This window comes from Larkinella terrae, assembly GCF_009668025.1.
In the GTDB taxonomy this organism is placed as follows: Bacteria; Bacteroidota; Bacteroidia; order Cytophagales; family Spirosomataceae; genus Larkinella; species Larkinella terrae.
The window spans coordinates 237,522-250,363 of sequence record NZ_WJXZ01000004.1; the positions used below are offsets into that span (position 1 = coordinate 237,522).

A 12,842-nucleotide genomic window follows, 5' to 3' on the forward strand; every position below is an offset into this window, starting at 1 on the left:
ATGCAGGGTTTTGATTTTTTATGCAAGCCGCTTGACGAGATTTTTTACGGTTTCTCTGTTTTTTTACGATTCAACCGGGTTTTTCCGTCAAAATATAAAAACCGTTTACAGTTCGACCGACTCATACAGCGACGGAATGTAGATATTCTGAAAACCGGCGCTCTGGAGTTTCTGGCGGAAAACCACCTGCCGGTCGTATTCGCCGTGGACGAGAAACACCTGTTTTACCTCCGACGGATGTTGGCACGACAGGAAATCGAGCATTTCCCGGTAGTCGCCGTGGGCACTGAACGAATCCATCACCTCCACAGTGGCCTTCACCTGAAACGTTTCGCCGAAGATTTTCACCTGCGAATCGCCCCGCTTCAGCGCCCCGCCCAGCGTTTCCGGCCCGCAATAGCCTACAATCAGAATCGTGCAGCGCGAATCCTCGACGTTGTTTTTAATGTGGTGTTTGATGCGCCCCGCTTCGGCCATGCCCGACGATGAAATGATGATGCAGGGCTCGTCGCGGGTGTTGATGGCTTTGGATTCTTCCACATCCGATACGTAATGCAGGTTCGGGAACGCAAAGGCATCGCCGTCTTTTTCAATGTAAGCCAGAATTTCGGGGTTGAAACATTCGTCGTGTTCTTTCATCAGCTGCGTGGCTTTCACGGCCATCGGGCTGTCGATGTAAACCGGCAGACGCGGTAATTCACCCAAACTTTCCAATTGGTCGAGCGCATACACTAACTCCTGCGTCCGGTCGACGGCAAAAGCCGGAATGATGAGTTTTCCCCCGCGCACCACGCAGGTTTCGTGCACAATCCGCAGCAAATGCGCCCGCATGTCCGGTTCCGGCTCGTGGAGTTTGTCGCCGTACGTCGATTCGCAAAGAATGTAATCGGCCTGCGGAAATGACTCCGGCATTTTAAGTATCTTGTCGTGCGGTCGGCCAATGTCGCCACTGAAAAACACGCGTTTCTCCACCGATTCACCGGTCGGGCTGGTTTCGCGGAGGGTCAGGCTGATGGCGGCACTGCCGAGCAAATGGGCGGTATCGGTGAATAAAACGCTGACTTCGTCGGTGTTAATCCAAAACCGCTCGTCGTAGTCCACCGGTTTCATCAGCGAAAGGGCGCGCTCCACATCGTCGGCTTCGTACAGAATATCGAGCAACGCCCGGCCCTGACGCTCCCGGCGTTTGTTCACCCGCTCCAGGTCTTTTTCCTGAATGTGCGCACTGTCCAGCAGCATCAGGCGGCAGAGATCGGCGGTGGCGGGGGTACAGTAAATCGGCCCGGTGAAGCCCTGACGAACCAGACGCGGAATCAATCCGCAATGGTCGATATGGGCGTGCGACAGGATTAGATAATCGACTTCGGCGGCTTTAAACCGAAAATCCTGATTCAGATCGTCGGTATTGATACCCTGAAACAGGCCGCAATCGAGCAGAATTTTCGTTCCGCGTTGGGTGGTAATCAGGTGCTTACTGCCCGTGACAGTGCGGGCGGCCCCAAAAAACTGAATTTTCATGTAAAAAAGGAATAAAGGTTTTGAAGAGCACCGAAGCAGGAAGCGCTTCCTGTTACGTGCTTGCTACTTCATAAACTGTTTTTTGACTTTATTGTCTTAGTGCGTCATCGTTTCAGAGAACCTATAAAACCGCTTTTCGAACGCCGATAACCAGCTTCTAAGGAATTGCATATTGGAAAAATTACGTTACATCACCAAAAAAGTCTGGAAATGGCCCTGGGTAAAAGCACTGGTTGCGCTGCTGTTGCTGTTTTTGGGACTGAATCTGGTGTTTCCGCTGAACGTTCGTCCGCGTTATTCGACCATCGTTACGGCCGCCGACGGCACCATTCTGCACGCCTTTCTTAGTGACGACGACAAGTGGCGGCTGGTCACGGAACTGGATGAAATAACCCCGGTTTTGCGGAAAACCATTTTACACAAGGAAGACAATTATTTCTATTACCACCCCGGTTTTAATCCGGTTTCGATGGCGCGGGCGGTTTTTCGCAACCTGACAACCGGCCGCCGAACTTCGGGCGCTTCGACGATTACGATGCAGGTGGTGCGGCTGCTGGAACCCCGAAAACGAACGTACGGCAGTAAAATCATTGAATTGTTTCGGGCGGTTCAACTGGAATTGTTTTATTCCAAAGACGAAATCCTGCAACTCTACCTGAACCTGATTCCGTACGGCGGCAACGTGGAAGGCATCAAATCGGCGTCGATGCTGTATTTCGGAAAACCGCCCCAACTGCTGAGCCTGGCCGAAATCACGACGCTGACGATCATTCCCAACCGTCCGTCGAGCCTGCGACTCGGTTTGAACAATAAATTGATTGTTCAGGAACGAAACCGCTGGCTGAACCGATTTGCCAAAACCGGTCTATTTACTGCCGAAGCGATTAACGACGCCCTGAACGAACCGCTCGATGCGCACCGGCGGGCCTTGCCGAAACTCGCTCCGCATCTGTCATTGCGTCTGAAGAAAAGCCAACCCGATCAGCCGATTATTCACACGTTGGTAAAGCCCAACCGGCAGGCGCAGGCCGAACAATTGGTGGCAAATTACGTCGGGCGGGTACGATCGATGAACATTCACAACGCGGCCGTTCTGGTGATCGATAACCAAACGATGGCGGTGGAAGCGTACGTCGGCTCGGCGGATTTTGCGAACAGTTACGACGGCGGGCAGGTCGATGGCGTTCGGGCGGTGCGGTCGCCGGGCAGTACGCTAAAACCGCTGCTCTATGCGTTGGCGTTCGACAAAGGGATGATGACGCCCAAAACCGTGCTGAATGACGTGCCGACGAGCTTTTCGGGCTACGAACCCGAGAATTACGACCGGCAATTTTACGGCCCCATCACCGTCGAATCGGCGCTGGCGAACTCGCTGAACGTTCCGGCGGTGAAAACCCTGCAGCAGCTCAGCACGCCAACCTTTGTGGAATCGCTAAAGAAAGCCGGTTTTGAAACCATCAAAAAGCAGTCGAAGGGGCTGGGTTTGTCGGTCATTCTGGGCGGTTGTGGTGTCACCTTGGAAGAGCTGACCCGTCTGTTTGCGGCTTTCGCCAACGGCGGGCAAATCGGCAATCTCAACTTTGTTGCGCCGAATGAATCGGATGCTCCGGCGAAAAAAAGCCGCCTAATTTCGGAGGATGCGGCTTTTCTGATTATGAATACGCTGACGCAGATCACCCGTCCGGATTTGCCCAACAACTTCGACAACAGCTACCATTTGCCGCGCATCGCCTGGAAAACCGGTACGTCCTACGGGCGTCGGGATGCGTGGAGCATAGGTTACAACAAGCGGTATACGGTGGGCGTCTGGGTCGGCAATTTTTCGGGCGAGGGCGTTCCGGAACTAAGCGGAGCCAACATCGCTACCCCTTTGCTGTTTACCATTTTCAATACGATCGATTACAACTCATCGAGCGGCTGGTTTCGGATGCCGAAAAGTTTGTCGATGCGCCAGGTGTGTGCGGAAACCGGTGACGTTCCGGGTGAAACCTGCGAGCACAAAATTGTCGATTACGCCATCATGGGCGTGTCGCCCTATCGCCGTTGTCAGCACCAGAAAGCCGTCTGGACCAACGCAACCGGCACGGTTTCGTATTGTGCCCACTGCTTACCCGAAAACGACGGATCAGACGACGCGGTTCGTCGGTTTTTCCCCAATCTGGCACCGGAGCTGATTGCGTTCTACGAGAGCCGCCGGATTCCGTACCCGAAAATACCGCCCCACAACCCGGCCTGTACGCGGGTTTTCGCCCAGCAGGGGCCGCAGATTGTCAGTCCGAACGACGGCAGTGAGTATTTCATCAATCCGCATCAGCCTCAGCAGTTGCAGCTCAGTTGTCAGGCCGACAACGAGGTGAAAGTGGTTTACTGGTACCTGAACGACAAATTGTACCGAAAAGCCGCCCCGACGGAAGGCGTTTTCTTCAGTCCGCAACCCGGTGCGTTGAAAATTTCCTGCGCCGACGACAAAGGCCGGAATACCGACATCCGGATTTCGATCAGAACGGAGTGATCTTTTAACCCCTAAATCCCCTAAAGGGGACTTGGACACAGTTTAATTCGGATGCAAAAGTCCCCTTCAGGGGATTTAGGGGCTAAAAGCGACCGCCATTAATTCCGACAAGAGAGTAGAGACCTGCATCCTGTGACTTTTTTAGTCTCTACTCTCTTGTCTCATTTCTATCTTCTCTATGATGAATTCTAATCGACGTGATTTTCTACAAAAACTTTCGAAGGGCATCGGCGCATCGGCGCTTTCGCTGCCCTTGGCGGGCTATGCTGCGACGCTGAATCAGCAGGACCAGTTTGCCCGCATCAACACGCTGGTTTCGCATCTGGGCGAACCGCTGCAACCGGGCCGGAAACTGGGTATGGCGTTGGTCGGTTTGGGCTATTACAGCAAGAATCTGCTGGCTCCGGCGCTCCAGCAAACGCAGCATGTCCGGCTGGCCGGCATCGTGACCGGAACGCCAACCAAAGCCGAGGAATGGATGACGAAATACAACATTCCGAAAGCGAACGTCTACGACTACAAGAATTTTGACAAAATTATCGACAACAAAGACATCGATGTTGTCTACGTGGTGCTGCCGAACTCGATGCACGCCGAGTACGTGATCCGGGCGGCCAAAGCCGGAAAGCACGTCATCTGCGAAAAACCGATGGCGGTTTCGGTGAAAGAATGCCAGGACATGATCGATGCGTGTAAGAAAGCAAACCGCCAGCTGGCGATCGGCTATCGACTTCACTACGAACCTTTTACGCAGGAAATGATGCGATTGGGCCGCGAAAAAGTGTTCGGAAATCTGAAATTTCTGGAAGCCAGCGACGGTTTCAAAGCCGGTGATCCAAACCAGTGGCGACTGAAAAAAGCGCTGGCGGGCGGTGGTCCGATGATGGATGTGGGCATCTACGCCATTCAGGGCGTGCGGCTGGTAACGGGCCTGGAACCCATTTCGGTAACCGCACAGTTTGCGCCCAAAACCAATCCGGAGAAATTCAAAGATGTCGAAGAAGGGATGTACTGGCAGTTCGAATTTCCGGGCGGTATTACGTCTACTTCGACGACGAGCTACGCTGCGGGCGTGGAGCGGTTGTACGCATCGGCGGAAAACGGCTGGTTTGAGCTGCGTCCGGCATTTGGCTACGGCCCGCTGAAAGGCATGACGAGCAAAGGTCCAATCGATAAACCGGTCGTTAATCACCAAGCGATGCACATGGACGGTATTTGCAAGGATTTGATCGACGGCAAGGAACTGCCGAAGCACGTCACCGGCGAAGAAGGCATTCAGGACATGAAAATCATCACAGCCACCTACCAGGCTGCCGAAACCGGACGAAAGATCAAGATTTCATAAGTTGTTTCGCGGAGTTGAGCGGAGAAAAAAAGAGTTAAGCAGAGAAAATATATACTCCGCTTAACTCTTTTTTTCTCCGCTCAACTCCGCGAAACAACTCTTTTCAACCTCTTATTTCTTTCGTCCCATTGCGTACTTAATCCCGCCCAGGATGTGTTGCAGGAATTGCGGGTCGCTGTAGGATTCGTCCGTGTGGCCCGCGCCGGTGTAAAACGTCCGGCCACCGTCGAAGGAACGATACCAGATAAACGGGTGATTATCACCGTTTTTACCGCCTTCGTACGTTTTCTCATCCAGTTTCCCCAGCACTTTCACTTCCGGCACAATGCTTTTGTAGTTGTACCACTCGTCGTAGCGTTTCCAGCGGTCGGGGAGGTTTTTGGTCGCGAGGTGTTTTTTGTCCACGATCTCAATTTCGGCATTCTGCTGTTTCGGGTGGCTCAGGAAGTACGCGCCAACCAACTGGTTATACCACGGCCATTCATATTCTGTATCGGCAGCCGCGTGAATCCCGACAAAACCGCCCCCTTTTTTGATGTATTGCTCAAAAGCCGCCTGTTGCTCGGCATTCAGGATGTCGCCGGTGGTGCTCAAAAAAACCACAGCTTTGTATTTCTTCAGGTTATCGGTCGTAAAAACGGCGGCATTCTCGGTCGTATCGACGCTGAAATTATTTTCCTCACCCAGTTTCGCAATAGCCGCTTTGCCCACTTCGATGGACTTATGCCGGAAACCGGCGGTTTTTGAAAAAACCAGAATGGCGTCTTTGGCGTGTGCGGTAGTGGCCGCGACGCCGGTCAACAGGCAAAGAAGGCTGAAGAACTTTATAATCGTTTTCATACACAGGTTTAAAAAGTATAGTGTCAAAAGGATCGGTTTTGTCGTACTTTACTGTTCAATCCATCAATTTCTTTCCATCCTATGAAAGTACGGCCTGCGGTGCTCCTGATCGAAAATAATCATTTGTTACTGATGCAATACCGTTATGGGGAAGCCGACGTTTACGGCCTGCCCGGCGGCAATCCCGACAAAGGCGAAACGCTGGATCAAACAGTCCTGCGCGAGTTGCAGGAAGAATTGGGCGTTGACGTGGAAGTCGGTCCCATTGCGTTTGTCGGCGAAGTGATTTTTCCCGAAATCAAGGGCGCAGAACCGAAAGAAGACGTGCTGCACGTGGTTTTTGCGGGGGAGTTGATCGGTGGTATTCCCCAACTCAATCCGGACGAAACAACGGCGCTGGCCGTCACATGGAAACCGGTTCAGGAACTTGACGGATTGAACCTGTACCCCAACGTCGGTCGGCAAATTCAGCGGTGGCTCACGGCGCAGGCGAATCTGGAATACATCGGGAAGATCGATCAGGCGTTTTTTTAATTACCCCTAAATCCCCTAAAGGGGACTTTATGCGACCGGCTTAGACGAGTGCAAGTGCCCTTTAGGGGATTTAGGGGCAATTAACACCCCAATCAACATCCCCGCCACACTCGCCAGCAACCCGTAAACCAAGGCCGGATACTCGGTTTTAATGGCGAGACAGATAAGCCACACGGTAATTCCGATTAGCATCGACAGAATACAACCCAGCGTGTTGGCGTGTTTCCAGTATAAACCGGCGGTCAGCGGCACAAAGAGCGAAACCAGACTAAACGCCGACGACTCGCCGACCAACTCAAAAATGTTGACGTCGCGCGTTGCGGTCATCCAGACGCAAATGAGTGTGATGGCGGCCACGGCAAGCCGGATGACCAGAAGTAAGTTTTTGTCGCTGCTGTCGGGCCGGAAAAACCGGTAGATGTTCTCCCCAAAAACCGTGGCCGGGGCCAGAATTGCGCCACTCGATACGCTCAGAATCGCCGACAATAACGCGCCAAAAAACAGAATCTGCAACGGCAAACTGCCTTGCCGCAGCACCATGTTCGGAATCAGCATCTGATTATCCTGATTCAAATCCGGTTGTAATTGCTTGCCAACCAGGCCAATAAACAGCGGCAGCATGGCGATGGTAATGTACAGAAACGACGCCAGATACGACGCCCGAACGGTGGTCTGCTCGTTTTTAGCGGACATCACACGCTGAAAAACGTCCTGCTGCGGAATCGACCCCAGCCCAATGGTAATCCAGGCGGCCATCCAGCTTACGCTATCTTTTAAAGTGGGAGCGGGAAGCGGATTGAAGAAACCCGGTTTTGTTTTCCGGATAATACTTTCGATTCCACCAGTCTGGTTGTAGAGGATAACCGCAATGATAAGCAGTGCAATGACAATGATAATGTTGTGGAGAAAATCTGTGATGGACAGCGACCACATTCCGCCCATCATGGTGTAAATCATCACAATGGTGGCGCTGGACGCGATGCACCAGAAAATCGGTAGTCCGGTCACCAGATTCAGCACAATTCCGATGGCGATGAACTGCGCCGAAATCCAGCTGAAGTACGACGGAATTACCAGGATGGCCGAAATAAACTCCGCCGACCGGCCAAAGCGAATTCTGAAATAATCCGAGAACGTCGTGATTCCCAGGCGATAAAGCGGTCGGGCGTAGAATGCTCCGACCAGAAACAGGCACAACGCCGACCCGAACGGTTCTTCGATAATCGCCAGCAAACCGCCGTCGACAAACGTGGCCGGAGCACCCATAATCGTTTCGGAGCCAAACCAGGTGGCAAACGTGGCCGAAGCCGCCAGCGCCAGCGGTAACCGCCGACCGGCCAGCACAAAATCCTGACTGCTGGTTACTTTTCGGGCCGCCCAGGCGCCAATGGCGAGGTTGGAAAGCAGGTAAAGGGCAATAAACGTGAGGAGCATCCGGTGAATAGGCTTGTATTCACCAATAATAAACAAAAAACCGATGTGGTAACAAACCCCGTCAGCGGTCGTAGACCCTGACGGCGGTTTGGAAATCAATTTATAAACGCAACCGCCGTCAGGGTCTACGACCGCTGACGGGGTTTGCGTTTCGTTTTTTACAACTTAATGGTTGAAGGCAGGTATTTCGCAATCAGATCTTCGTAATACGGTTTCAATTCCGAAACCACCGGCGTAACCGGGCTTTTCGAGTACAGATCGTACGGATTGAATTTGTTCACCCATTTGAACATTTCGTGGTCGTGCGCGTCCATGAGGTGATCGTAGGCGTTTTCGCGGTGTTGCGCGTAGAACGAGTGGTACCGGATCATGTACAGCGCCGGTTCGGGCAGGTGATCCTTCGTAATGTGGTACAGGTACTCGTCGTGGCCCCACGACATCGTCACGTTTTTCAAGCCGCAATTGGGTTCGTAAACGCCATATTTGGTGTTGAAATCTTTGTTAGTCGAATCGGGATTGGCGGCAAAATACTCGGGATAAACGATTTTATCGGAATGCGCACAACCAACCGGGAAGGTGTCGCCGACCACGGCCCATTGCGGTTCGCCGAACAGACACAGGACTTTGCCCATGTCGTGCAGAAAACCGGTCAGCACAAACCAGTCAGGGTGGCCGTCGGCGCGGATAGCTTCGGCGGTTTGCAGCAGGTGTTGCAACTGATCCAGTTCAATATCCGGGTCAGAATCGTCCACGAGCGTGTTCAGAAACTCCATGGCGCCCCAAACCGGAATTTCTTTTTTGTCGAATTTCAGAAATTCCGCCCGCTTTTCCTGCACAAAATCATACGTCTGGTACGTGTGATTCAGACGGTAAAACTCCCGCACCGTGTCGCGGCCCGGGTTCTCGTAATTGCGGTATTCTTCTTTCGCTTTATGTTCCGGTTCGGGATAACGAATCAGCAGATCGTCTTCCCATTGTTCGAGGCTGGATAGCGGATTGCGCTCGGTGTCGGTAAATGCCATAGTCAGATAGCTGTTAGTAAGCCAATTAAAGGGTGTAAAGATAAGCAATCCCCGCACTATTTCAAGACGGACGATATCCGAAATAGTCACTCAATTCGTCAGATTGTGCAACGCCCACACGTCGACGGATCGTTCCGTTTGGGACGTCAGCACATTCAGAACGTCACCAAAGGGCCGGTGATTATCCGCCAGATTTGAGAAGAGAACAATCAGCGTTTTTTTCTCCGGAATCCGAACCACACAATTGCTAAAACCGCAGGTGCTGCCGGAATGAAAAAACGTTTGCGCTTCGCCGTTTGTTCGGGTAAAAAACCAGCCCAAACCGTAAAAACCGTTCGATTGCCCTTCAATCGGGTAAAAAACGCGTTTAAGCGCTTCCGGCAGATTGACCAATTTGTTGGTAGTCAGTGCGTCGTTCCATTTTTTATAATCCGTCAGCGAAATGTACACACAGCCGTCGCCCTTGGTGCCGCTCGTGATGCTTTGGTCCGAAAACCGGATTTTTCCGTTTTTATCCCGCGCATAGCCCATCGCCCGGTTGGGAATCGTTCGTTTCGGTTCATACAATGTCGTCTGGTTCATACCGAGCGGTTTGAAAATGTGCTCGGTGATGAATGTCAGATACGGTTTTTTCGACACTTGTTCCACAACCTGCGCCAGCACGCAAAAACCGGAATTGCTGTAGCGAAACCGGCTCCCGGGTTCAAAATACGTCGAATCCTGCGGTTTCAGCAGATTCAGGACATCCTGATCGAAAATCTGCTCTTTCTGCGTCGGGGACATGAGTGATTCATAATCCAGAATTCCTGAAGTGTGCGTCAGCAGATGGCGTAGCTTGACGATTTTGCCGACCTGCGGGTTAAAATCCGGAAAGAATTTCAGCAGGTTATCGTCCACGGATAGCTTTTGCTGCTTTTCCAGCAACAGAATGCACATCGCCGTAAACTGCTTGGAAACCGACGCCATCCGAAAATTGGTTGCCGGCGTAATCGGTCTTTTCGTCTCCCGGTTCGCCAGCCCAACGCCCCGGTTATAAACGGTTTTTCCATCGATCACCACGAGCAAGGCTCCGCCGGGCTGATCAGCCGAAAAGTGGCGGTGCATCACCGAATCAAGCGCGGCCACCATTTTTTGCGCCGAAACCGTTTGGAGCGAAAGGAACATACAACACCAGAAAGCGCGGTTTACCACTGATTGAACAGATTTAAGTGACTTTCTAAATTTTATAATTTTCCTTTTCCCTTTGCCCCCAACCCCCTAAAGGGGGCTTTAATCGGCATTTCAAAGCCCCCTTTAGGGGGTTGGGGGCAAAGGGAAAATCTGAATTTTAGACAGTCCCTAAGTGATTAAAAATGATTTTATCCGTAAAATCCGTTACATCCGTCAAATCGCATTGGCGATCCAACAGCATTCCTACCCAAACTTCCAGACGTGATCGGGTGTCACGCAGAAATTCAGGGCAACATCGCCTTCGTAAACATCCTCAATCGATTCAACCGGATCGAACAGCGACAAGCCGATTTTCAGACAATCCGGGCGGCATTCCGTCAGAAACCGGTCGTAAAAACCGCCCCCGTAACCGACGCGATTGCCGGTTTGGTCGAAGATTAACAAAGGGAGTAAAATAATATCGAATAGCGAATTAGGAATAGCTAATAATGAAGTGGGAGGGGGCTCGGGAATACCGTAGCGGTTTTTGACAAACACGGTTTCGGGCGTGATTTGATAGTTTTCCATCGTTCCGGCAACCAGATCGGTGACGGGCGCGGCTACATGAATGAGCGGAAAATCGCGCCAGAGCCGTCGGATGATGAGCCAGGTATCGACCTCCTTCCGGTTTTCAATGGGCAGGAAAATGCTCAAAACGGAATCCAGTTTGATCGGAAAAGAGCTGAAAAACTGTTCGGAAATACCTGCGCAGCGGTTTTGCCAGTCGGCTTCCGACAGCGCCTGGCGTTTCTGGCGGAACTCGGAACGCAGCTCGGCTTTGGTCATCGCTCAGTCTTTCAGAATCTGCATCTGGTAGGCCAGCGGATCAAAAACCGTCAGTAGTTTCTGGATAAACTGCGGGTCGTTGAGCTGGAAATTGAGGTAGTTTTCGGTCCGCTCCTGAATCCCGCCGTTCGGAAACAGCTTGGCTTTCAGTGTCATCAGCTGGCTCAAAACCGTCTCGTAATTTTTTTCTTCGGTTTTCTTGAGCCGTTTTTCGAGGTGATCAATCGTGTGCATCAGCCGGGTTTTCTCGGCCAGAACGGCGCCCTCCAGCGATTTGTCGACCTTCACGGATTTGTTCAGAATCTCGGAAAAACATTGTTCCAGACACGCTTTTTCGTCCGAAAGATCGAGGGAATTGGCGCTGATTCGCTGCGTATACGTCCGGCGCAGCTTTACTTCATCCCAGAACAGTTCTTCGGGCAAAACGCCCAGCTTTTCCATCTTTTTGGCACTGGCCGGATTGACGTACAGCGCAAAATTCCGGGGCATCAGCAGCGGGAACGGAATTCCAAAATGATCAAAAACGCTTTTCAGTTGCAGCCAGTAGGGTACTTCCGACGGACCGCCGATGTACGTCAGGTTCGGCAAAATGACCTCCTGATACACCGGGCGCAGCACCACATTCGGGCTAAACCGCTCCGGGTGTTCATCGACCAGCGCCAGCAGTTCTTCCGGCGAAAACCGCAGATCCGTATTCAGCACCTCATATTTTCTGACGCCATCGGGACCGGTTTTCGCTACGATTCGCTCGCGCAGTTGATCTTCCAGGTAAAAAAGATTGATTTCCCGGGGCGTTATCTGGGTTTTGTAACCGAGCGCTTCGAGTTGCTGAGTGGTTTTTGTGACGATTTCGCCGGTAGTCTGATTCAGCAATTCGTCCTTGATGATTGGCGCAAAAAGCCGCTTCAACTCCGCATCGTCCGCATCCAGGCAAACCAGGCCCTCGTTGCCCAGCAATTCGTTGGTATACCAGCGAACGGCGTCGGCCAGCGTATCGTGTTTCAGATAAGCCTCCTCGAACAGAAACAGCTTCTCCGGAATTTCGTTGAACAGGGTTTGCAGTTCCTGCGGGTTCATCCGCCCGACGGCCCCGCGCTGTTCCGTTTCCCACGTATGGTTTTTCCCAAACAGTGTAAAATGGTTGATTTCGGCAAAATCGTGGTCTTCGCTGGCCATCCAGTAAATCGGCACAAACCGGTATTCTGGATACGTTTCGTTCAGTTTTTTGGCCAGATTAATCGTCGTAATCCACTTATAGAGAACGTACAGCGGACCGGTAAAAATATTGAGCTGGTGCCCCGTTGTAACGGTAAAGGTGTTGGGCTGGGCGAGTACTGAAAAATCGGGTTTGTTGGGAATGTGCCGGTATTGCCGTTCTAAAACGTCCACCAGCGTCCGGCGTTTGGCGTCGTTGAACGGGCGGTTTTTGATCTGATCCGCAAAGGCTTCCAGGGTTGGAAAGCGGTTATAATACGGTTGGAGGACTTCTTTTTGAGAGATGTAATCGAGGAACAGATTCGAAAACTGGCCGGTAGTGGTTAGTGGCAGGTACTGACAGTCCATGAAAACGGGATTTTTGTCAGTCAACACAGAATTAGTAGTCAAGGTTCGGACGAGCTAAGATGAATACACGAATGGCAAT

The 12,842-nt window shown here is 52.0% G+C and carries 10 protein-coding genes; 3 read left to right on the forward strand and 7 right to left on the reverse strand.

Translation table 11 applies throughout. The features are described 5' to 3' along the window. Positions 1-105: 105 nt before the first annotated feature. Entirely contained in the window at positions 106-1,518 is a 1,413-nt protein-coding gene (locus GJJ30_RS08065) for an MBL fold metallo-hydrolase RNA specificity domain-containing protein (RefSeq protein WP_154174645.1), read from the reverse strand. A gap of 172 nt (positions 1,519-1,690) precedes the next feature. Here GJJ30_RS08065 and pbpC point away from each other — a divergent pair, with 172 nt between their 5' ends. Together pbpC and GJJ30_RS08075 are read left to right on the forward strand one after the other, a co-directional pair. Then, entirely contained in the window at positions 1,691-4,030 is a 2,340-nt protein-coding gene (pbpC, locus tag GJJ30_RS08070; protein ID WP_154174646.1) for a penicillin-binding protein 1C, read from the forward strand. Positions 4,031-4,208: 178 nt separating this feature from the next. After that, positions 4,209-5,375 (forward strand): Gfo/Idh/MocA family protein, encoded by a 1,167-nt coding sequence (locus GJJ30_RS08075; protein ID WP_154174647.1) that lies wholly within the window; start codon positions 4,209-4,211, stop codon positions 5,373-5,375. Between the two features lie 111 nt (positions 5,376-5,486). Here the strand turns inward: GJJ30_RS08075 and GJJ30_RS08080 are convergent, their stop codons facing one another. Then, positions 5,487-6,215 carry a ThuA domain-containing protein gene (locus tag GJJ30_RS08080; RefSeq protein ID WP_154174648.1) on the reverse strand — a complete coding sequence of 243 codons (729 nt, stop codon included), beginning with the start codon at positions 6,213-6,215 and terminating at the stop codon, positions 5,487-5,489. 81 nt (positions 6,216-6,296) lie between these two features. On the opposite strand from GJJ30_RS08080, the gene GJJ30_RS08085 reads away from it, so the two are divergent. Next, complete coding sequence (locus GJJ30_RS08085) at positions 6,297-6,749, forward strand: NUDIX domain-containing protein (protein WP_154174649.1); 453 nt, start codon at positions 6,297-6,299, stop codon at positions 6,747-6,749. Positions 6,750-6,776: 27 nt separating this feature from the next. On the opposite strand, the gene GJJ30_RS08090 is transcribed toward GJJ30_RS08085, so the two are convergent. The 5 genes from GJJ30_RS08090 to bshC all read right to left on the reverse strand — a co-directional run bounded on the left by GJJ30_RS08090 (position 6,777) and on the right by bshC (position 12,763). Beyond that, the gene (locus GJJ30_RS08090) at positions 6,777-8,183 is read right to left on the reverse strand and encodes a high affinity choline transporter 1 (protein ID WP_154174650.1); all 1,407 of its coding nucleotides are present in this window, start codon (positions 8,181-8,183) and stop codon (positions 6,777-6,779) included. A gap of 158 nt (positions 8,184-8,341) precedes the next feature. After that, a complete protein-coding gene (locus GJJ30_RS08095) occupies positions 8,342-9,205 on the reverse strand; it encodes an inositol oxygenase family protein (protein WP_154174651.1) in 864 nt (287 codons plus the stop codon). A gap of 90 nt (positions 9,206-9,295) precedes the next feature. After that, on the reverse strand, positions 9,296-10,369 hold the full coding sequence (locus tag GJJ30_RS08100; protein WP_154174652.1) for a serine hydrolase domain-containing protein: 1,074 nt from the start codon (positions 10,367-10,369) through the stop codon (positions 9,296-9,298). A 249-nt stretch (positions 10,370-10,618) separates the two neighbouring features. Next, the gene (locus tag GJJ30_RS08105; RefSeq protein ID WP_154174653.1) at positions 10,619-11,200 is read right to left on the reverse strand and encodes a 5-formyltetrahydrofolate cyclo-ligase; all 582 of its coding nucleotides are present in this window, start codon (positions 11,198-11,200) and stop codon (positions 10,619-10,621) included. A gap of 3 nt (positions 11,201-11,203) precedes the next feature. Next, positions 11,204-12,763: a bacillithiol biosynthesis cysteine-adding enzyme BshC gene (gene bshC, locus GJJ30_RS08110; protein ID WP_154174654.1), complete on the reverse strand. Its 1,560-nt coding sequence runs from the start codon at positions 12,761-12,763 to the stop codon at positions 11,204-11,206. Positions 12,764-12,842 lie beyond the last annotated feature (79 nt).